Genomic DNA, 21082 nt, shown 5'->3' on the forward strand with positions numbered 1-21082 from the left:
TATTTCATTATAGATAGCTCATCCCAAATCCGGCAATGACATCCATCATGGCATAGGCGCCGGGGCTGAAGCAGCAGAATTCAGGATTGCAAAAGAATGGCCGGACGCTCCGGGAATATATCCGTTCATTCGGCTAAAACCATCCGGTACGATTTTTTCCCATGCAATCAATGAGCTTCACGATGTTTATTTATTTTTCAATACATACTATGTTAAAATGGTTAAGTTTATTCAGAGCCTTTAATTTAAAAAACCGGACTGCAAGCCATGGCAGATATCGAGAAAAAACAGGGAATTAACAGTAGAAGACGTTTCCTTATCACAGTCACTTCGGTAGCGGGCGGGATCGCAAGCGCGGCGATCGCCACGCCCTTCGTGATGAGCATGATGCCGAGCGAACGCGCCAAGGCCGCCGGGGCTCCGGTCGAGGTCGACCTGGCCAAGCTTGAGCCAGGAATGCTGCTGCTGGTGGAATGGCGGGGCAAGGTGGTGTGGGTGCTGGACCGCACGCCTGAAATGCTCGCCACGCTGAAAAAGCTCGACGGAGAGGTGGCCGATCCCAAATCGGAAAAGCAGCAGCAGCCGCCTTATGCGCAGAATGAAACACGCTCCATCAAACCCGCGATTCTCGTTGTCGAGGGAGTGTGCACCCATCTCGGATGTTCTCCCGTATTTCGCAAGGACATCGCTCCCGCGGATCTTGGCCCGGACTGGATAGGCGGCTTCTTCTGTCCCTGCCACGGCTCCAAGTTCGATCTCGCCGGACGAGTATACAAGCACGTTCCCGCACCCACCAACCTGGTTGTGCCTCCCCACATGTATTTGAGCGATACCCGGCTGCTGATCGGGTCTGACAAGGAGTCCGCATAATGAGCAAGCGACTGGAGTCGATGATCGGCTGGATAGATGCGCGTTTTCCGCTGACTTCCAACTGGAAGGCGCATCTTACCGAATACTACGCCCCGAAAAACTTCAATTTCTGGTATTACTTCGGCTCTCTGGCGATGCTCGTGCTGGTGAACCAGCTCCTCACCGGGATTTTCCTCACCATGAATTACAAGCCGGATGCCAGCATGGCGTTCGGTTCGGTCGAGTACATCATGCGGGATGTGGATTTCGGCTGGCTGATACGCTACATGCATTCCACCGGCGCTTCCATGTTTTTTGTCGTGGTCTACCTGCACATGTTCCGCGGAATGATGTATGGATCCTACCGCAAGCCACGAGAGCTGCTGTGGCTGATCGGCATGGGGATCTTTTTCGTGCTGATGATGCTGGCATTCACCGGCTACATCCTGCCATGGGGCCAGATGTCCTATTGGGGCGCCCAGGTGATCGTAAGCATGATAGGGGCCATTCCCATGGTGGGCCCGACCCTTTCCAACTGGCTGCTCGGCGACTTCATGCTTTCGGATGCGGCACTGAACCGCTTTTTCGCCTATCACGTCGTGACTCTCCCGGTGCTGCTCGTCACCTTGGTAGTGGTGCATATACTCGCGCTGCACGAAGTCGGATCGAACAATCCGGACGGAATCGAAATCAAGGCAAACAAGCACCCGGTGACGAATATCCCGGTCGATGGCATACCGTTTCACCCCTATTACACCGTAAAGGACATTTTCGGGGTGGTCGTTTTCCTGATGGTCTTCTGCGGCATCATCTTTTTTGCCCCGGAAATGGGCGGGTATTTCCTGGAGTACAACAATTTCATTCCTGCCAACACGCTGCAGACGCCGGATCACATCGCCCCCGTCTGGTATTTCACTCCCTACTACTCCATGCTGCGGGCGGTTACGGTTAACTTCCTATGGATCGACGCAAAACTTTGGGGCATTATCCTAATGGGCGGCTCAGTCGCCATCTTCGCTTTGCTGCCTTGGCTCGACCGCAGCCCCGTCAAGTCCATCCGTTACAAGGGGCCGATCTTTAAGTTTGCGCTGTTCCTTTTTGTCATAAGCGTGCTGGTTCTGGGCTGGCTCGGCACGAAATCGCCGACGCCGCTCTACACGATACTCGCGCAAGTATTCACGGTCATCTATTTCGCCTTCTTCATTCTCATGCCATGGTACAGCAAAATAGATAAAACCAAGCCTGAACCAACAAGGGTAAAAGAATGAGAAAAATGAAAGGTTTTTTACTGGTCTGCTGCTTTATCCCGCTCACGGCATTTGCGAGCGGTCCGGAGATGAGACTGGACAAGGCTCCGCTGCATCCGACAGACAAGATTTCCCTGCAGCGCGGCGCCCAGGCTTTCGTCAACTACTGCCTGACCTGTCACAGCGCCGAATACATGCGCTACAACCGTTTGCGCGACCTCGAACTCAGCGAGAAGCAGATCAGCGAGAATTTCATATTCACCGGACAGAAAGTGGGCGAACTGATGACTGTCGCCATGAAAAAAAAGGAAGCGAAACAATGGTTTGGCGTTGCGCCGCCCGACCTGTCGGTAATTGCGCGCTCCCGCGGCCCAGATTGGCTTTATACCTATCTGCGCACCTTCTACCGCGACGATTCCACGGCAACCGGCTGGAACAACCTCCTGTTCGACAAGGCCGCAATGCCACACGTGCTGTATCAGTTGCAGGGCGAGCAGACGCTGGAGGTCCAGGCCGAGGATAACGGCCATGGCGGCACCCACGAAGTGAAAATACTGAAACTCACCTCCCCCGGGGTATTGTCAAAAGCCGAATATGACGCGTATGTCGCGGACCTGGTGAATTATCTTGTATACCTGGGCGAGCCCGCTGCTACCAAGCGCACTCAGTTGGGTGCAATCGTGATGCTCTTCCTTTTCCTCATGCTGGGACTGACCTACGCACTTAAAAAAGAGTACTGGAGAGATGTTCATTGACCGTTTCCGCCTTTTTTCCCTTTAAGGTGCTTAGGTAACATGAGCCCGGAAAGTAATTTATTATGATGACGTTGTACTCAGCCACCACCTGCCCGTTCAGCCATCGCTGCCGGATCGTGCTCTACGAGAAGGGGATGGATTTCCAGATAATCGATGTGGATCTGCATAACAAACCGGAAGACCTGGCGGTCATGACGCCTTATAGCCGGGTACCTGTGCTGGTCGAGCGCGATCTTATCCTGTACGAGTCCAATATCATCAATGAGTATATCGACGACCGCTTTCCACACCCGCAATTGATGCCTGCCGATCCGGTCATGCGGGCCCGCGCGCGATTGTTCCTGCATCGATTCGAGCAGGAGCTGTTCTGCCATATCGATGCCGTGGAACAGGGAAATCCCAAATTCATGGAAAAGGCGCGCGCAACCATTCGGGACAATCTCGCCGTGATCGCGCCGGTGTTCGTGAAGCAGAAATACATGCTGGGCGATGAATTTTCCATGCTGGATGTCGCGATTGCACCCCTGCTGTGGAGGCTGGACTACTACGGGATACAACTCCCCAAGCAGGCAGCCCCCTTGCTGAAATACGCCGAACGCTTGTTCAGCAGGCCAGCGTTCATCGAAGCTCTGACCGCTTCCGAGAAGGCAATGCGCAAATGAGAGAGCTTTCCACCAAGCCCTATCTAATCCGCGCGATTTACGAGTGGTGCTCCGATAGCGACCGGACTCCTTACATATCGGTCAAGGTGGATGACCAGACACGCGTACCCGAGGAATACGTGAAGGATGGCGAGATCATACTCAATATCAGCCAGGACGCGGCCTATCATCTGACTCTTGGCAACGACCTGATCCAGTTTTCCGCCCGCTTCAATGGCGTTACCCGGGAAATCTCCATCCCGGTCAGCGCGGTCCAGGGAATCTTCGCCAAGGAGTCCTCTCAAGGCATTATTTTCCCGCCTGAGGAACAGTCCGATGCGCCGCAAACAGAACCTGATGTTGAAGAGACGGGCGAGAGTCGCACATCGCCGCAAAGAATACCCTCCAAGGGCGAAAAACCTCGCCTGCAAATCATCAAGTAGCCATCTCCTTCAGTCCCGGAAGTTTGCTCCTCCGCTTCCCAGTCTCTATAATTGCTCCCGCGCCGGCATAGCTCAGTTGGTAGAGCAGCTGATTTGTAATCAGAAGGTCGAGGGTTCGAATCCTTCTGTCGGCACCAATAAAACAATGACTTAGCTGATATAATGGAATGTGGGTAGGAGTTTAGGCAACCACTAAGGCAACATTTTTGCGGTTCCGCACCGTAGAACAACCGCCTTTTAAGCGGTAGATCGTCCATTCGATACGGGCATGCGGCACCATCTTTTATTTTAGGGAAGCGCTGAACAAATCATCATTTGATCGAAGATGGCACGAGCAGGCGGCACTCATTCATCATTTACATCGACGCGGGCAGGAAATGCCTGCTCTGCTCCTGTTTTTGGGCGGCATTTGCCCTGTTTTCCCGCGAATTTCATCGTTTCGCCTATTTCAGGACGCACCTTGGGCGTCGAGTGCAAACCGTCGCCGCTTGGCGATCAGCAGATTCGCCAATCCGAAGAGGGTTAAAGCTGTGCCGTGTTTTTGGCCAGTCCGCGATAGCGCACCTTCTTCATGCCGAAGAGGTTCTTGACGATGTGGAAGGGATGCTCGACCTTGGCCCGCACACTCGCCTTGATCTGCTCGATCTGCTCCTTCAGGCGGCCAATTGGAGTATCCGGCAACGTCTTGCGCTTGCCGGGGCGCATCGCTACTTCCCATTGAACTTCGGTATTCAGGTTCTCTTCCCGTTTCTCGACACCCTGATAGCCAGCGTCGCCAAAGACAACCTTCTCATTCCCATGCAACAGCGCATGGGCTTGGGTAACGTCATGGGTATTGGCTGGCGTGGTAACCAGCGTATGGGTAATGCCAGACTCGACATCGACGCCAATGTGGGCCTTCATGCCAAAGTGCCACTGGTTGCCTTTCCTGGCTTGGTGCATCTCTGGATCACGCCCGCCACTCTGGTTTTTGGTCGAGGACGGGGCTGCGATGATCGTCGCATCGACGACGGTGCCCTCCTTGAGAATCAACCCCTTCACGGCCAGCAAGGTATTGATGGCGGCAAAGATGCGCTCGGTCAGCTTGTTGTCTTCAAGCAGGCGACGGAACTTGAGCAGGGTGGTGGCATCCGGTGCCGACTCACGCAACAGGTCAATCCCGACAAAGGACCGGAGAGCCTGACTGTCGTAAATGGCATCTTCAATGCCTTCATCCGAAAGACCAAAGCATTGCTGGGCGATGTACATGCGCAGCATGCGTTCCACGCCAATCGGTGGACGACCACGGCCTGTGCCCTTGGGGTAGAATGGCTCAATCTCGGCCACCAGTGCCAACCACGGTGTCACAGCATTGATCTCGCCCAGAAATCGGTCGCGTCGCGTCACCTTCTTCTTCGCCGCGTATTCCAGGTCAGAAAAACTCCCTTGCATCGCCAAGTGCCTATCTGTTTTCAATGCACCAATTCTCGCATGTCATCCACTGCCTCCGTTCGTCAAAATGCATTAAATCAGCGTTTCCTTAGGTAAATCTTGGAACCGCAAATTTTGCTGTCCGCCTTAAAATCTCATATTTTGGCCGCGCCAAGCTTTCACTCTAGTTTCAGCATTGATGCCGCCACCCACCGTTCATGGTTTGGCAAAGCAGTTGCGCTAATCAAGCGGTGGGACGAGGAAAAAGCTAATACGCTGCAGTCTCAAATAGGTTCGCTTTACCATATCTTCAGTACGCGGAAGCTCGCTGAAATCTTCACTCTCTTACAGGATGTCGTGATTGACATAGAGTTTTGCCCGAAGTCTGATAGCACGGGCAAGATCTTCGGTCCAGGGGCTGTGTACGACTTCTTTACCGCTTTGCGGGATATTTTATCAACGGCTGAACACTCGCTACTGATAGTAGATCCGTATCTGGATGCGCATGCGTTTGACAATTACGTTGCCGATTTAACCCCGCAGGTGCAAATTCATTTGCTGACCCTGGCGCAAAAACCAGGGGCACCGTCTCTAAGGTATGTACCTGCTCTCAAGGCTGCCGTAGATCATTTCAATATCTCATATAAAGCGTCAATCCAACTTCGGCAGAGTACCAAGTTGCACGATAGAGTGATAATCGTGGATAACGGGGCGGTTTGGGTTACCGGCCAATCGCTTAAAGATGCCGTTAAAACTTCTACAACATATCTGGCTCCGCTCGATGGGGAAATGGCAACGCTCAAACGCGAGCATTACGAGAATATCTGGACGCTGGCAGCCCAACTACTATGACAGTCGTGATGGGCTCTAACATTTGAAAAAAGTACACGCATGCCCGTTTCGGCTTAAATACAACTATCACCCCGCCCCCTGGTGTCAACCCCCAGGGCTGAAGCATAGTAGCGCCGCGCGCCCGATTGCTCGAACCGTCCGCACGTCTACCGCCACCCGGACCGGTAATTATCCTCTTTCGTTTGGCTGTATTGCGCTGACCGGCTCATACGTTGCACACTCAGCTTTTTATGGATAAAGCCCAACTCCTTTAAACCTCATCAATATAGATGAAAACAGTATTTGTGATTGGCGCCGGCGCCAGCAATGAAGTAGGTCTCCCTGTGGGTTCCGAGCTAAAGCACATAATCGCGGACTCCCTTCGTGGAGAGAAAAGAGGCGGAGAGGACCATATATGGGAGGTTTTCCGATTTGCTACAACACTCCATTTCCCGGAGCTTTTTAGTTGGAACGAGCTTCATGACGCTTGCGAACATATCCGACGGGCAATGCCTCAGTCTATCTCCATTGATAACTTTCTCCATGTCCACAGTGATAACAAAGCGATTGTGTTTTGCGGAAAGCTCGCGATTGCGTATTCGATTCTTAAGGCAGAATTCCGGAGCCTGCTATATTTAAAAGATCCGCACTCCATGCTGTCATTCAAGGGAGACCTGGAAAAAACTTGGTTCAATGGGTTTATGCAGTTGCTGACGGAAGGATGCCACAAGGAAAATTTAAGGCAGCGTTTCTCGTCAATAGCTTTAATAATTTTCAATTACGATCGCTGTGTGGAACATTTTATTTACCATTCTCTACGGAGCTACTACGGAATTGACGGCGCTGAAGCAGCAGACATTATTAAAGGAATTGAAATATATCATCCATACGGGTGTGTGGGATCGTTGCCTTACTTAAGTAAGGAGTCCCCGAATTCGTTTGGCGAAATCCCTCATCCAACTAATCTTCCAATACTTGCAAAACAGATAAAAACTTTCACGGAAGGAACCGACAAAGATTCGAGCGACATCGTCGCCATACGCCGGCACATGAAAACTGCCCTTCGGCTAGTGTTCCTAGGTTTTGCATTCCAAGAAAAAAATATGGAATTACTCGAACCTGAGCAGTACATTAGAGACCGTAAAGTGTTCGCAACCTGCCAGGGAATATCAAGTAGCAGAGTAACTACGATTTCTCATCGTTTTGGTCCAAAAGATCCGAGTGACAATCGTGTAATCTATATTGGTGACCATGGACTCAATTTTCGCGATATGAAATGTAGCCAGCTAGTTAGTGATTTTTCGCATGACTTCTTATTAATCCAATAAACACTGGATTTCTATTTTGTTAAGACTCATCCCTCGCAGATCGATCCCGAAAAAGCGGGGTTTCCCCACCGATCCTTCAAGCTGCTTCGAGTTCCGACTCCGCAGCAAATCTTATCGATCTTTCGAAGGCATTCATGTTACCGGTGTGATCGATGATACACTCATTGAAAGTTTATCGAACTAAATAATGTAGTCACGAGATGAGAGATATGAGATTCTTATAAAGATGAAAGGATCGCATATGACACATTCACACCGCAGGCATGACATATCAGACGAAGTATGGGCGCTGCTTGAGACCCATTTGCCTGGCCGCCAAGGTGTTTGGGGAGGCATAGCTAGAGATAACCGCCAGTTCATCAATGCTGTTTTCTGGATTATGCGCACAGGCGCACCGTGGCGGGATTTGCCGCCGGATTACGGGGATTGGAGCAATACGCACCGCCGCTTTATCCGCTGGCGCGACAAGGGCGTCTGGGAAGGATTACTGGAAGCCCTGATTGACGATCCGGATTACGAATGGCTTATGATTGACGCCAGCCATTGCAAGGTTCATCCCCATGCCGCCGGGGCCAAAGGCGGAAATCAGGATATGAGCCGCACAAAAGGGGGCTCAACACCAAGATACATCTGGCCGTGGATGCGCATGGTATGCCGGTCAGAGTTCTTATTACACAAGGTACCACAGCGGATTGCACGCAGGCTGATCGCCTGATCGAAGGACTTGATGCGGATTATTTGCTGGCGGATCGCGGCTATGACAGCAACGCAATTATTGAACAGGCAAGGAGACAGGGTATGGAAACCGTGATCCCCTCAAAGAAAAACCGCACAGCACAAAGGTTTTACGACAAAGAACTCTATAAATTGCGGCATCTTGTCGAAAACGCTTTCCTCCATCTCAAGAGATGGCGCGGCATCGCCACAAGATACGCCAAAAATACCGCCTCTTTCCTCGCCGCTGTGCAAATCAGGTGCATCGCTCTCTGGGCAAATATCTCGTGACTACACTATCTAGTATTTAAACACATAACTAACGAAACATTTGCTATGCTGTCGCATACTTATCCTGTGACGAGGAGTTGGCCATGCGACAGACTGAATTGCATCTTACCGACGAGGATCGCGAATTGATTGAGTCGTACCGCGCGATCGGTTTGCACCACGCCCGGGAAGTCAATCGGGCACACGTCTTGTTCGCTCTGGACAAGGGCATACCGGAAGTCCAGATCATGGCGGTTCTCGGCATCGGTCGTACCGCCATCTGGAGAACACGGGCGGCATATCTGGAAGGCGGCGCGGCGCATGCGTTGCATGACCTCCCGCGCCCCGGCAAACCTCGACGGTACGATACGGACATCGAAGCCAGGATTTCCGCCCTGGCCTGCTCGCAACCGCCGGCCGGCGCCAAGCGCTGGACGCTTGAATTGCTGGAGCAGGCCGCGCAAGCGCAGGCGGGGATTGGCCCCATCAGCCGCGAGACCGTCCGCCGGTTGCTAAAAAAAACTGCATCAAGCCGTGGCGCAAGCTGATGTGGTGTGTCGGCACACTGACGCAGGAGTATCGGCAACGCATGTACGATCTGCTCGACCTCTATGCTCACCCGTTGCGGCCGGACGAACCTGTCGTCTGTGTGGACGAGAAGAGCAAACAGTTGCTCCAGGATTCTCGTGCGCCTTTGCCGATGCGCCCCGGAACACCCGTGCGGCTGGATTATGAATACGTGCGTGCCGGTACGTGCAACCTGTTCGTGGCCGTGGAACCCAAGGGTGGTCAGCGAACCGTCAAAGTCACCGGCCACCGCACCAAAGCCGACTTCGTGACCTTCGTCCAGTACTTGCTCCAGCAGGCCTATGCCAAGGCGCAGCGCGTCCATTTGGTGCTGGACAACCTTAATACCCATTTCCGCAAGGGCTTCGAGGAGGTGCTCGGTGTCAAGGAAGCCCGCGCGCTGCTGCGTCGAGCCGTATTCCACTACACGCCGAAACATGCCAGTTGGCTCAACATGGCTGAAATCGAAATCGGCATCCTGGATCGCCAGTGTCTGAATCGGCGTCTGCCGGATCGAACCACGCTCGCCACCGAAGTCGATGCCTGGCAGCGGCGTCGCAATGCCGAACACCGTTGCATCGAATGGTCGTTTACCCGGCAGGATGCGGACAGGAAAATGGCGCGGCATTATGTTTCTTAATTAACATGTTTCAATACTAGTATCATTAGACATATTTATTGGCTGAAGAAAAATTTGAAAGTATTCTCATCTTTTCATACGAAACTTAACCAACCATCTCAATTTTCTATGGGAGTGATAAATAATGAAGAATAATATAACGAGCATGCTGCGCTCTACTTTATTGATCCTCGCCGTGTCTCTGCCATTGCCTGTACTCGCTGAGGTTGATGGTGAACCGGCAAACAACATGGGTATCTTGCGGGAAAAAGTTACCGCGGATAAGAAATTTGTTGTTGCCAATAACATGAATCTGACCGAGTCAGAAGCGAAGGCGTTTTGGCCCGTCTACGAAGCTTATCAGCAGGATATGCGTGCGATCGACAAGCGTTTGGCGAAGGTAATTGACGAGTATTCTGTAGCTTATAACAAGGGCCCAGTGCCCGACTCAACGGCAAAGAAACTGATTGAAAAAGCAATCGGCGTCGAAATGGCGGAAGTTAAGCTGAAACAGTCGTATGTGCCCAAGCTCAGCAAAATCCTGCCGGGAGCGAAAGTTGCACGTTACTTGCAAATCGAGAGTAAGATACGGGCTATCACTCGCTTCGAACTCGCTTCCGCTATTCCATTAGTGGATTAAGATCTTATCCATACATAGATAATTTGCCGAATTCACAACTATGATGCTTCGGTTGAAGCCCTGGAAAAATGGCGCGACGTTTGGCAAGTTGGAGGGTATCGAAGGCGTTTCGGGCTCGCATGGAGTACCAGAAACAATGGGGTCAGCCCCTTTTTCACTATACCCGTCCCATTAAAACAGAAGAAAAACCCATGAAGGCTTCCCAGACAATCGTTTCTGCCGCGTTCATAACCCAGGTTATGCAAAACCAGCACGATCCTGTCAAGCCCGGGGGAAAAGAAGTCTGCTCCAATTCCTTCCCAATCTGATGCTTGGGCGGAGTAGGACTTGGTAGCGCTTTTCCTGATCTCATGACAAAACGAATAACGAATTGAGGGGATTTCAAAATGACTGGGAAATTCGAGATCTATAAAGATAAGGCTGGGGAATTCCGGTTCAGGCTCAAGGCAGGTAACGGCCAGACCATTCTCGCAGGCGAAGGGTACAAAGCGAAATCCGGGTGCATGAACGGAGTGGAATCTGTAAAAAAGAACGCCCCGGACGATGCGCGCTATGAGCGCAAAACCACCGAGAGCGGCAAATACAGATTCAATCTTAAATCGGGCAACAACCAGGTAATCGGTACCAGTGAATCCTATGAGACCGAAAAAGCTCGGGATGGTGGAATAGAATCGGTCAAGAAAAATGCACCGGACGCCTCCATAGTCGATACTATAGAGTCAGGCGAAAAATAACCGGTGCCCCGCCAACGAGGACTGCAGATTAAACTGTAGGACTTCCGAGATGAAGGTTTCTACTGGAAACTCCTGGCATTCTGAGCTGGAAACACGTCGAATAAATATCTGGGGCCTTCCCGCGAAGGCGAAGGCGGAAATCCTATAGCTTGAAAAAGTTCTGGATTCCGGCTCCCCGCGGCGCGTTGTCCGGAATGATGGGTTTTTTTGCCATGAATTTATGATTCACCACCCTGGAACAGGGCAAGACTTATCGCGGCACATCACAACGCCAAACGCACCAGAGAAAAAGATCGGCCATCGATAAACGTACGGCCGCTGCAACTGTCGGATGCGGGTCACTCAATGGAAAAAACCCGTTTCAAGTGCTCAATAATCTTTTCACCCTCTTCCCTATCGATTTCAACCGTCTCTGAGCTACTGGGATTCAACAGTTCTATGGTGATTCGCACGGTTTCTTCGGTGCTGATTTCATCATCCATATGCAGGACCTTCAATGTGTCGTAATTCTTCGGCCAGATGTCCATTCAGCTCCCTGTATGATGATTGATAACGGTCTGAAGCCACCCGCAGGATCAAAGCTTGTCGCGATACATTACCATCATAAAGCGGATCCCCTGCTCGCCGCAGGTGGCATCGAGATCGATAGGATAGGCATTGTGGCGATCCAGTTGCCTGGCTACCGTGTCAGCGTCGATGTCGGCATACCACCACCTTGCCGACACTGGATTTTTCCGCGACGGCGGCAATAGCCGCTGCCCATCTTCAATATAACTGCGCAAGCGCAGTAAAGTGACATCCTGCTCCGCGAGCCCGGCATCGAGTTCCTGCGCAGTGACATGAGTAAGACACTGCGATGGTTCGGGCGCTCCTCCAGCACAACAGCGTACCTGCGAGCGCCAGCCACGACATAGGTGGCGAAATCAGCAAGTCCATGGCGGCTATCGAGAAGGCTGCGCACCCCGACTTCATCAAGGTCGATATGAAGGCTTGACTCGGGACCCGACCCCTTTTTCAGCAGCAGTGAAAAACGCCGTTGCGAGTCATCGATATCTACTGTAACGTCAACCGGCCGGGCGCTGTTCCCGCGTAAATCCCGTAGCTGTGCCTCCATTGCCACAGCATCGATATCGATCATGTGCGCTTGTCTCTTCCGCTACGTGGCTTCCCTCTTCCCCGGAAGCTTCCAACCTGGCATCACCAATCTCATTCTCATGATGGCCCTCCGACGTGTTTGTATGCTGGCGTACAGACGTGCTTGAGTGAAAAATGAGAATATCTGGGTTCACCTTATAAATGGAGCATAGATCATGAAAATCAAAGTGGCAACAGCGTGTCTGGCGGCGAGCCTTTTAATGACGCCGATTCTCGGCCATACGGAGGATTCCGACGCCGACCGCTCGCACCCGAAGATCTTCGTCAAGGACTCTGTCATAACCGCCAAGATAAAAGCCAAACTCGCGGATGAAAAACTTGCCAGCCTTGCGCATATACACGTCGACACTGACGCGAACGGAATCGTGTACCTAAGCGGCACCGCCCGGACGAAAGAGGAAGCGGAAAAAGCGCATTCGATTGCGCATGCAACCGAAGGAGTAAGGTCGGTCAAGAATCATATAAAGATCAAGAAAGACGACTAGCGAAATGCGGGAACCGGATGGCTGACAACAGCGCACTTCATCCGCTTCCTGCCATGCTTTATGTGCTTTTCCGTACAGAGCCCGGAAGCGTTAAAGGGAACAATAGGGTTGTGGTTCACTTAACCGGAGGAGTTTGATATGAACAGCATTATCTGGTGGGTTGGCTTTATCGTTATCCTTCTTGCGGTATTGAGTTTTCTCGGATTGCGTTGAGGCCTTGAAGAAGGATTTGACGCTGCGACGTAAAGTGCATATGCTCCGACGAGATGCGGTGAACTTGAGCCAGCATAGCAATAACTATTGCCGGATCAATTGCCAGTTGTCCCTCTCTGTGCAACCTGCCCGTTCATCCGCCGGGCACTTCTGAAGCATCTTCCTGTTGTATATTCCCTGGGCATTGATGCATTATATCGGCTGGAAGGCGCGCCTTTCTCCGATATCCCAAGCTACTTCCTACTTCCGCAGGAAAACAACATCTATGAAGCCGAACGAGGACAGGGCAATTTCAGAAGCAGGCAAAATTCTGGAACCTCCCCTGGAACAGTTGCAGCAATCTCACCAGCTTCTTGAGGCGCTGGTCGCAGCACTGCCCCCTCATACGCGGAAAGAACTTGCCAGCCTCCTGCAAACGCTTGCCGCAGGCGACACCTCCAGTAAATCGCTCGATTCCGTTCACCAAAAGGCGTTGCAAATCGTCTCCAATATTTGCAAGCCGACCGGTTCACAAGAAGATGCAAACCAGGAATCCGGAAAAGGAAATACGGAACGTCGCCAGGGTGACAGGCGGCAGAAATAAGCCGCCGGAGATTAATCTGAGCTAACTCTTGTACGCGATTGCCGCGCTGCAAGGCCCGGCCAGATGCATGATTTCGTATCGTTTGAACCCGGCTTCCCTGCACCATTCCCAGAAATCCGCCCCGGTAAAATCAAATGCATCTCCGAATTCCACCAGCATGTTCAGGGACATCATCAAGCCAAAGGCGTTGGTGCGCCGGTCGTCATCGATGATATTTTCTATTGCCACGAAAACGCCATTTTCCGGCAGCGCTTCATAGGCGAGGCGAATAAGGTGTTTCTTCTTTTCCAGGTTCCAGTCATGCAGGATCATCCCCATGGTAATCATGTCGGCCTTTGGCAGGGGATCTTTCAGGAAATCGCCGGATACCACGTTGATTTGATCCGCTAATCCCGCTTCTGCAATATATTTTCGCGCGATCGGCTCCACCACGGGCAAATCGAAGCTCGTGCAGCGCATGTGAGGATGTTGTTTTGTCACCAGGGTTGACAGCAATCCTGTTGCCCCTCCCACGTCGCAAAGCGACTGATAGCGCGAAAATTCGAACTTTTGCGCAAAAATCTGGAAGTTGCCAAGCGATATTCCCCTCATTGCTCCCATGAATTGCTCAAGCCGGGGCAGGTCTTCATAAAGCGTCTCGAACATGGATTTCTGACTGTGCTTGATTTCATTCTGCGGCTGGCCAGTTTTGAGCGCCATTTCGAGGTCATTCCAGAACCGGTACAGGCGGTCATTGGCCATCTCCAGAATGCCACCGATGTAACCCGGTTTATTCTTGTCGAGAAACGAACCTGTTTCGGCGGTGTTTGAATAAAGCGCATCCTGACCCACTCCACTCCGTTCCAGGAAGCCGAGCGCCACCAGGGTATCCAGAAAATCCCAAATCCCCCGTGGATGAAGATCAAGCTCCCTGCCGAGCACATCACCTGTCATCGATCGATCTCCAAGCCTGGTAAAAAGCGCTATTTTCACGGCTGTAAGCAGCACCTTGGATGGCCAGAAACCAAAGCCCATCTCCAGAATACGGGAAGGATTTTTCTCTTCAACCATGATTCCTCCAGACCTTTGATAAAGGTGACAGCAAGCAGGACGCCTGTCAGCCGGCTCGCCCTTCCCCGGGCATAAATTCGCTTTTATCCAGCTTTGCGGGAATATCGATAGCTCATTGATCAACAGTCCATTTTACAGGACTGAGTCAGAATCGCATCGGCGAGAAGACAGAATCAATGGACGGACTATCAATCCAAGCAACCCTATCCCCTATATGGCGCGGGCTCAGCGGCCACTCGCCTTCAGTTACCGGGAGAAAGAAAATCAGCGAGGGAAGAAACGGATACCAAGGAGATGCAAGCAATTGCGGAAAATAAAGCGTATCTGATCTCTGGTTTATGATGAGAGAATAACAGCGGAGAAAACGAACCCGCGTTTTTTGCGCCCCCACACCGCATCCGGATCAGTCACCGGGCTGGAATCGCCCGGTGGACAAAGAGCTATGCGCAGTTGCTTTTACATGACCAGGACTGCGCCTATCACAAGGCCAAAAATAACTCTCGCGAGCATGCTGTTCCTCAGCCAGTTATCGACATTCTTCATGAAAATGGAACGGTTCCGCTCAATGGCCTGCGGGTCAAGCAGTTCGTCCCACTGCGTATCCGCTGCAACGGTGTTTTCCTCGGGCTTCCCATACTTGCGCGACAGGATTCCGGACAAGCGCGCCGCTGCCTTCCCGGCACCGTACAACGCCACCATGGTAAGAAGAATATAGGGAAATATGATGAAGAATTTTGCTGACCTATCCTCGAATTGCTCCATCAAGGGGAAGCCGAACTTGTTCAACGAAATTGCGATTATCCAAAGCAGAGGGAGAAACAGGCAAACCATCAAAACGTGAAAAAGCGATTGTCTCACAGCGTTCCTCCTTTTAATCCGGGCACCCAGAAAAGACCTTATAAAACCGGCTCAACGCGTGATTCGGCAGGATTTCCCCATACATTTTCGCCTGCTAAATGGGTCGAATGGTTTTTGTACAATCTGATACCCACGATGTGAAGACTGCCATATTGCCTGTGAAGAAGATGTCACATAGATGTGATTAATTTGTGAAATAAAAGGAATGAAAAAAAGTGGCAGAATAAATAAAAGAGCGACTACTTGCCGGGGAAATCACCCTTGTTTTGGACGATGGGCATGAGGTTAAGCAGGTTTCTAATAATAAACCTGCAATCTGCCGGAATAAATCATTTGGGCAGCAACAGGACCAGATTTTGCAGAAAGCAGGAAAACCGTGGTATCAAAATTCACCACGATCTATCAGGAGTTGCCGGGAATGGCAGTTCGCCGGGGCTGAGCCTTACCTTTCAGATGTATGCAATCAAGCACCCCGCCGCAAGCAACGGGGTATTGACCGCGCTCTTATAATCCGCCACCCTCAGCCAGCCTTTACCCCGATGGGCGGAAAATCAAACCCACAGAGATTGAAAGCGTCGAACGGCTACGGAAAGAAACTGGCCTCAATATCCGCCACCGGAACTGCCCGAGCTGGATTCGCCACCCTGCCCGCTGCCATAGCCGGAACCGCTGTCCAGCTTGTGCCCTCTGTTGGCTTCTTCCTGGTTTCTATCAAAACGATTTTTTCTTTCCGCTTCTTCCCCGCGAGTGGTGCCTTTAGCGAAAGGCCTGCCCGGAGTGACGGGGGGTTGCATGGAATCCATCGGCCTTTGCATCGAATCGCCCTGCCCGGGCGTGTTGATCTGCGCATGAACCGCGCCGGCAATACCCAGGCCTAGAAAGACGGCGCCGAGAAAGGATCTCGCCGCTTTGCTGTTCAATATGGATTCGTATCTCATGACATCTCCTTTTATCTGCTCAGCAATATTGCTGTGATAAAAGATTACGCTTCGCCGGCTGGCTTTACTGTACGACATCACACAATATCGGCAACGCGCTCAGCGAGGACTTGCTCAGGGATTCCTCAGCCGCCAAATGTCCGGTCCTGCCTTCTGAACCAGGACAGAGCGCTGTCAAAATGCTGCGGTTCGAAATCCGGCCAATACTCATCCCGGACATAAAAATCCGCGTATACCGATTGCACCGGCAGAAAACCACTCAGGCGGCGTCCTCCGCCCCATCTCACGATCATATCCAGCCGGGAGATTTCCCGGGATCGCAAGCCACCGTTCCCGAGACCTCCGAGATCCCATTCCCAGCCATAGTTTATGAGCAGATTCACCTTCATGCCCGTACCCTGGCGTTCGCGAAATACCTTCAGCCCCTTGGGAAACTGTGCGGAAGTTTCATCTCCGACAACGAGCAGGGCGGCGCCGCGGCGGGCAATCTCGAAAGCGAATTCGATGGAAGCAGCGGTAAAGGCGATTTTCTGGGTAGTGGGACGCTTGGTGTTGTCCTGAGTGAAGCAGTAAATGGAAGTCTCCACGATACCTCGTTCCTTGCATATCTCATACAGGGACAGGCCGGGCTCGATACCTTCCGCATACCCGGCCTGCTTTGGAAGGCCCCGAGCCTGGGCCCAGCGGCGATTACCATCGGGGATGAAGCCAATGTGACGCGGAACAGTATTTTTCGCCATTGCCGATCCTTGTCCAAGCGCCGCCCGCAATGCCTGACAGCATGAAAAATCCGGAAGCTATAGCGGCCTGGCGTCTTCCGGTACCGTGTCCTCCCCTGCGAGCTGGAGCCAGGTTTCCACCACTGCGTCGGGGTTGAGCGACAGGGTTTCGATGCCTTCCTTGACGAGCCACGCTGCCAGATCAGGGTGATCCGACGGACCCTGGCCGCAGATTCCGATGTACTTTTTTGCCTTGCGGCATGCCTGGATTGCCATCTGCAGCAAGGCCCTTACCGCGGGATCGCGTTCATCGAATGATTCCGCTACCAGGCTGGAATCACGATCCAGCCCGAGGGTGAGCTGGGTAAGATCGTTGGAGCCGATGGAAAAGCCGTCGAAATATTCCAGGAACCGATCCGCCAGCAGGGCATTCGAAGGAATTTCGCACATCATGATCAGCCTCAAGCCATTCTCACCACGCTTGAGGCCATGGACTTCGAGCAGCTCCACCACCTGCTTTGCCTCTTCAAGGGTTCTCACAAAGGGGATCATGACCTCGAGATTGGTCAACCCTATTTCGTCCCGAGCATGCTTGAAGGCGCGGCATTCCAGTCCGAAACACTCCCTGAAGCTGTCAGCCACGTAGCGGGAAGCGCCGCGGAAACCCAGCATGGGGTTTTCTTCCCTGGGTTCGTACTGTTGCCCCCCTATGAGACTGGAATACTCGTTGGACTTGAAATCCGACATGCGGACGATGACAGGTTTGGGAAAAAAAGCTGCTCCGAGGGTTGCGATCCCCTCGGTCAATTTCTCCACGTAAAAGTTCACGGGATCGCCATAACCCGCCATTTGCCGTTCCACCTGCTGCTTGAGCGGCGATGCGAGATTGGGATAGTCCAGTGCGGCCTTGGGGTGCAACCCGATGGCGCGCGCGATGATGAATTCCAGCCGGGCAAGGCCTATCCCGTGATTGGGTATGCGCTGAAAGCTGAATGCCAGCTCGGGATTTCCCACGTTCATCGAGATCTGTACCGGCGGCTTCGGCATGCTCCCCAGCTCGAGGTCGATCACCTCGAATTCCTGGATTCCTTCGTGAACCTTCCCGGTATCCCCGTCCACGCAGGAAACGGTGACACCCTGGCTTTCGGAAAGCAAGGTTGTGGCGTTGCCGCAGCCCACCACCGCCGGAATGCCCAGTTCACGGGCAATGATGGCAGCATGGCAGGTCCGCCCCCCGCGGTTGGTAACGATAGCAGAGGCCCGTTTCATTACCGGCTCCCAATCGGGATCGGTCATGTCGGTCACCAGCACATCCCCCTCCCGCACGCGGGACATTTCATTTGCATCGAGGATCAGGCGCACCGGGCCTGCGCCGATCTTCTGGCCGATGGCCCGGCCGGAAACGATTACCCTGGATTTCGTCTTCAGCCGATAGCGCCGCAAGGTTTCCACCGCGGCCAGCGCCTGGACCGTTTCGGGCCGCGCCTGCAAGATATATATCTCGCCATCCACCCCATCCTTGCCCCACTCTATATCCATCGGCCGCGCATAATGCCGCTCTATGGCAAGGGCCTGCCGGGCCAGTTCCTCCACGTCGTCATCCGTGATGGAAAACCGTAACCGCTCGGCTTCCCCTACTTCCACCGTTTCCACCGGCCGGCCACCCTCGTAGCGGGCGGCAAATTGCATCTTGATGAGTTTGGAGCCAAGGCTGCGCCGCAGGATTGCGGGCTTTCCCTGCCTTAGCGCCGGCTTGTAGACGTAGAATTCATCCGGGTTCACCGCTCCCTGCACGACTGTTTCGCCAAGGCCGTAGGAAGACGTAATCAACACCACCTGGTCGAAGCCCGACTCCGTATCCAGGGTAAACATCACCCCGGAAGCGCCCACGTCGCTTCGCACCATGCGCTGGATTCCCGCGGAAAGCGCCACCTCGGAATGCGTGAAACCCTGATGGACGCGATAGGATATGGCGCGGTCGTTGTAGAGGGAAGCAAAAACCTTCCTGACCGCTTTCAGCAAATCTTCCAACCCCCGGACATTGAGGAAGGTTTCCTGCTGCCCCGCAAATGATGCGTTTGCCAGGTCTTCCGCCGTGGCGGAAGACCGTACCGCCAGGGAAAGCTCCGGATCTCCAGCTTCTTTGACCATCTTGCCGTAAGCGGCGGATAATTCCCGTTCCAGCCGGGGCGGCAAGGGAGTTTCCACGATCCAGCCGCGAATTTGCGACCCGGTTGCCGCCAGCGCCTCGATATCTTCCGTATCCAGGCCGTGCAGCAGCGTTTCGATCCGCTGCCCTAGCCCGGCATGGCCCAGGAAATCGCGATAGGCATCGGCCGTGGTGGCAAATCCGTCAGGGACACGAACCCCTGCCTGAGTCAACTGGCTGATCATTTCTCCCAGCGATGCGTTCTTGCCGCCAACGATTCCCACATCGGCGATGCGCAGCTCCCGGAAGTTCATGACGTATTGCGTATCACCCATTTCTGCTCCGTTGCGCCCAAGTCGCTCCCTGCTTCTATTTCACGCGGTCCATTCCGGCCATGGCAAGCCCGCCGGGACTCCATCCGGGGACCAGCCATTCGTGCCCGCCTTTCGCGCACCCCATCCTATCCTATGAGACCGCCGCCGCGCCAACGAGGATTTGCTCACCTCTTCCCCATGTGCTACAACGAAGCCATTATTCATTATTGGCAAGTTGAAGCAAATGTCAACCACAGCAAACCCACCGCACCGCACTGCCTTTTTTGTTTCCGATCGCACGGGCATCACCATGGAAATGCTGGGACGCAGCCTCCTGAGGCAGTTTGATAACCTGCAGTTCAACGAAATCACCATCCCCTATATCGATACTCCGGATAAGGCCGCGGCTGCCGTGAGCGAGATCAACGAGCGCGCTGCCGCGGATGGCGTCCGCCCACTGCTGTTGAGCACCTTTGCAAATCCCTCGATCCGCGCAGCGCTCAACTCCGCCAATGCATTTCACCTGGACTGCTTCGGTTCCCTCATTGCGCCGCTCGAAGCCGAGCTTGGCGTGACCTCTTCGCCTGCCATGGGACACTCTCACCGGATCGGCGACACGGCCGACCACCGGCGGCGCATCGATGCGATAAGATTCACCCTGGATCATGACGACGGGATTTCCAGGAAAAACTGGGCACAGGCCGACATCATTCTCGTCGGCGTATCGCGTAGCGGCAAGACTCCTACTTGCCTTTACCTTGCTCTTCAGTATGGCGTCTGCGCCGGAAACTATCCACTGGTCCCGGAAGATTTCGCCAGGGCGGGATTGCCCGAACAGCTCGAGAACCTGGAGGGGAAGCTGTTCGGATTCAACATCCATCCCGAGCGCCTGCATCAGATACGCAGCGAGCGCAGGCCGGGCAGCCGATACGCGTCGCTCGACAATTGCCAGCAGGAAGTGCGCGAAGCTGAAGCGCTGATGAAGCGGGAAGGAATACCCTATCTGGATGCAACCAATAAATCCATCGAGGAAATGGCCATAGCGGTATTGCATCACGCGAAGCTGCAGCGAAAGATCTATTAGCGCAGACATAACCCGGGCGCCGTGCCAGGCGCCACGGACAAAAGACTTCAATGCACCTCGGCGCCCCTCAACTCGCCGCCGCCCAGCTTGCGCCATCCTCGTAGCGGTATTTGGCCAGCAGCAGCTTGACATCGCCGTCTTCCAGAACCTCGCTGGCGGATTCCTGCAGGGGCTCATCATCCGGATACAGGTCGGAAAATGCGATGATGGCCATGGCTGCCAGTTCCCATTCCTTTCTCCCGGAATCGCCGTAACTTCCATCCTTGAATTCGGAGCTGGCATAGATCGATCGGGGACGATCCACTTTTATGCTCATCCGGTACAGCACATAGCCTACCGCGAGCATCAGCCCCCCCTGCCGCAAAAAGTTCCTTGAAGATATAGACGGCGCTGAAGAAAAAAGCCGTCAGGTAGAGGATCACGCTGTCGCGCCGCTTTTTCCAGGAAGTGGTGGAGGTCGCCAGGGCCATCCAGTATTTCACGATA

At 53.3% G+C, this 21082-nt stretch carries 24 protein-coding genes, 2 tRNA genes and 1 pseudogene; 18 read left to right on the forward strand and 9 right to left on the reverse strand.

The genetic code is table 11. From position 1 onward, the window contains the following. The first annotated feature begins 267 nt into the window (after positions 1–267). The 7 genes from petA to ACZ5CE_RS11020 all read left to right on the forward strand — a co-directional run bounded on the left by petA (position 268) and on the right by ACZ5CE_RS11020 (position 4214). On the forward strand, positions 268–870 hold the full coding sequence (gene petA / locus ACZ5CE_RS10990; RefSeq protein WP_464574954.1) for a ubiquinol-cytochrome c reductase iron-sulfur subunit: 603 nt from the start codon (positions 268–270) through the stop codon (positions 868–870). Further along, entirely contained in the window at positions 870–2117 is a 1248-nt protein-coding gene (locus ACZ5CE_RS10995) for a cytochrome b (protein WP_464574955.1), read from the forward strand. Before petA ends, ACZ5CE_RS10995 begins: the two co-directional genes overlap by 1 nt. Continuing rightward, positions 2114–2851, forward strand: coding sequence for a cytochrome c1 (locus ACZ5CE_RS11000; protein WP_464574956.1), 738 nt, complete (start codon positions 2114–2116; stop codon positions 2849–2851). The genes ACZ5CE_RS10995 and ACZ5CE_RS11000 overlap by 4 nt, the downstream gene beginning before the upstream one ends. Before the next feature lie 62 nt (positions 2852–2913). Then, positions 2914–3513, forward strand: a complete 600-nt coding sequence (locus ACZ5CE_RS11005; RefSeq protein ID WP_464574957.1) for a glutathione S-transferase N-terminal domain-containing protein — start codon at positions 2914–2916, stop codon at positions 3511–3513. Next, the gene (locus ACZ5CE_RS11010; protein ID WP_464574958.1) at positions 3510–3935 is read left to right on the forward strand and encodes a ClpXP protease specificity-enhancing factor; all 426 of its coding nucleotides are present in this window, start codon (positions 3510–3512) and stop codon (positions 3933–3935) included. Before ACZ5CE_RS11005 ends, ACZ5CE_RS11010 begins: the two co-directional genes overlap by 4 nt. A gap of 61 nt (positions 3936–3996) precedes the next feature. Next, positions 3997–4072 (forward strand) — tRNA-Thr (locus tag ACZ5CE_RS11015). Between the two features lie 60 nt (positions 4073–4132). Further along, positions 4133–4214 (forward strand) — tRNA-Lys (locus tag ACZ5CE_RS11020). A 169-nt stretch (positions 4215–4383) separates the two neighbouring features. On the opposite strand, the gene ACZ5CE_RS11025 is transcribed toward ACZ5CE_RS11020, so the two are convergent. Continuing rightward, positions 4384–5366 (reverse strand): IS5 family transposase gene (locus ACZ5CE_RS11025; protein WP_464574959.1). Its coding sequence is split into 2 segments (ribosomal slippage): positions 4384–4460 and positions 4460–5366, totalling 984 coding nucleotides; the frame shifts between segments, so codons are not numbered across the junction. A gap of 99 nt (positions 5367–5465) precedes the next feature. Here ACZ5CE_RS11025 and ACZ5CE_RS11030 point away from each other — a divergent pair. From ACZ5CE_RS11030 to ACZ5CE_RS11060, 7 genes and pseudogenes are all read left to right on the forward strand, one after another. Further along, complete coding sequence (locus tag ACZ5CE_RS11030; RefSeq protein ID WP_464574960.1) at positions 5466–6197, forward strand: hypothetical protein; 732 nt, start codon at positions 5466–5468, stop codon at positions 6195–6197. Between the two features lie 269 nt (positions 6198–6466). Beyond that, positions 6467–7504 carry a hypothetical protein gene (locus ACZ5CE_RS11035; protein ID WP_464574961.1) on the forward strand — a complete coding sequence of 346 codons (1038 nt, stop codon included), beginning with the start codon at positions 6467–6469 and terminating at the stop codon, positions 7502–7504. 241 nt (positions 7505–7745) lie between these two features. Then, positions 7746–8509: pseudogene (locus ACZ5CE_RS11040) on the forward strand (IS5 family transposase). An 83-nt stretch (positions 8510–8592) separates the two neighbouring features. Then, positions 8593–9036: a helix-turn-helix domain-containing protein gene (locus tag ACZ5CE_RS11045; RefSeq protein WP_464574962.1), complete on the forward strand. Its 444-nt coding sequence runs from the start codon at positions 8593–8595 to the stop codon at positions 9034–9036. After that, positions 9036–9695 carry an IS630 family transposase gene (locus ACZ5CE_RS11050; RefSeq protein WP_464574963.1) on the forward strand — a complete coding sequence of 220 codons (660 nt, stop codon included), beginning with the start codon at positions 9036–9038 and terminating at the stop codon, positions 9693–9695. The genes ACZ5CE_RS11045 and ACZ5CE_RS11050 overlap by 1 nt, the downstream gene beginning before the upstream one ends. A gap of 124 nt (positions 9696–9819) precedes the next feature. Further along, positions 9820–10314: a hypothetical protein gene (locus ACZ5CE_RS11055; protein WP_464574964.1), complete on the forward strand. Its 495-nt coding sequence runs from the start codon at positions 9820–9822 to the stop codon at positions 10312–10314. Between the two features lie 386 nt (positions 10315–10700). After that, entirely contained in the window at positions 10701–11048 is a 348-nt protein-coding gene (locus tag ACZ5CE_RS11060; RefSeq protein WP_464574965.1) for a YegP family protein, read from the forward strand. Between the two features lie 338 nt (positions 11049–11386). Here the strand turns inward: ACZ5CE_RS11060 and ACZ5CE_RS11065 are convergent, their stop codons facing one another. Further along, complete coding sequence (locus tag ACZ5CE_RS11065) at positions 11387–11575, reverse strand: hypothetical protein (protein ID WP_464574966.1); 189 nt, start codon at positions 11573–11575, stop codon at positions 11387–11389. Between the two features lie 48 nt (positions 11576–11623). After that, on the reverse strand, positions 11624–11773 hold the full coding sequence (locus ACZ5CE_RS11070) for a hypothetical protein (RefSeq protein ID WP_464574967.1): 150 nt from the start codon (positions 11771–11773) through the stop codon (positions 11624–11626). Positions 11774–11904: 131 nt separating this feature from the next. On the opposite strand from ACZ5CE_RS11070, the gene ACZ5CE_RS11075 reads away from it, so the two are divergent. From ACZ5CE_RS11075 to ACZ5CE_RS11085, 3 genes are all read left to right on the forward strand, one after another. Beyond that, the gene (locus tag ACZ5CE_RS11075) at positions 11905–12042 is read left to right on the forward strand and encodes a hypothetical protein (RefSeq protein ID WP_464574968.1); all 138 of its coding nucleotides are present in this window, start codon (positions 11905–11907) and stop codon (positions 12040–12042) included. 316 nt (positions 12043–12358) lie between these two features. Next, positions 12359–12688, forward strand: coding sequence for a BON domain-containing protein (locus tag ACZ5CE_RS11080; protein WP_464574969.1), 330 nt, complete (start codon positions 12359–12361; stop codon positions 12686–12688). Positions 12689–13067: 379 nt separating this feature from the next. Beyond that, positions 13068–13484: a hypothetical protein gene (locus tag ACZ5CE_RS11085; RefSeq protein ID WP_464574970.1), complete on the forward strand. Its 417-nt coding sequence runs from the start codon at positions 13068–13070 to the stop codon at positions 13482–13484. Between the two features lie 21 nt (positions 13485–13505). On the opposite strand, the gene ACZ5CE_RS11090 is transcribed toward ACZ5CE_RS11085, so the two are convergent. From ACZ5CE_RS11090 to ppsA, 5 genes are all read right to left on the reverse strand, one after another. Then, positions 13506–14534: a methyltransferase gene (locus tag ACZ5CE_RS11090; RefSeq protein ID WP_464574971.1), complete on the reverse strand. Its 1029-nt coding sequence runs from the start codon at positions 14532–14534 to the stop codon at positions 13506–13508. Positions 14535–14990: 456 nt separating this feature from the next. Beyond that, complete coding sequence (locus ACZ5CE_RS11095) at positions 14991–15320, reverse strand: hypothetical protein (RefSeq protein ID WP_464574973.1); 330 nt, start codon at positions 15318–15320, stop codon at positions 14991–14993. A 674-nt stretch (positions 15321–15994) separates the two neighbouring features. Then, a complete protein-coding gene (locus tag ACZ5CE_RS11100; RefSeq protein ID WP_464574975.1) occupies positions 15995–16330 on the reverse strand; it encodes a hypothetical protein in 336 nt (111 codons plus the stop codon). A gap of 125 nt (positions 16331–16455) precedes the next feature. Beyond that, positions 16456–17070 (reverse strand): undecaprenyl diphosphate synthase family protein, encoded by a 615-nt coding sequence (locus ACZ5CE_RS11105; RefSeq protein ID WP_464574976.1) that lies wholly within the window; start codon positions 17068–17070, stop codon positions 16456–16458. Between the two features lie 57 nt (positions 17071–17127). Further along, positions 17128–19533, reverse strand: coding sequence for a phosphoenolpyruvate synthase (gene ppsA, locus ACZ5CE_RS11110; protein WP_464574977.1), 2406 nt, complete (start codon positions 19531–19533; stop codon positions 17128–17130). A gap of 223 nt (positions 19534–19756) precedes the next feature. On the opposite strand from ppsA, the gene ppsR reads away from it, so the two are divergent. Further along, positions 19757–20596, forward strand: coding sequence for a posphoenolpyruvate synthetase regulatory kinase/phosphorylase PpsR (gene ppsR / locus ACZ5CE_RS11115; protein ID WP_464574978.1), 840 nt, complete (start codon positions 19757–19759; stop codon positions 20594–20596). 67 nt (positions 20597–20663) lie between these two features. Here the strand turns inward: ppsR and ACZ5CE_RS11120 are convergent, their stop codons facing one another. After that, positions 20664–20942, reverse strand: a complete 279-nt coding sequence (locus ACZ5CE_RS11120; RefSeq protein ID WP_464574979.1) for a hypothetical protein — start codon at positions 20940–20942, stop codon at positions 20664–20666. Between the last annotated feature and the right edge of the window lie 140 nt (positions 20943–21082).

The organism is Nitrosospira sp. TNL200 (assembly GCF_055386305.1).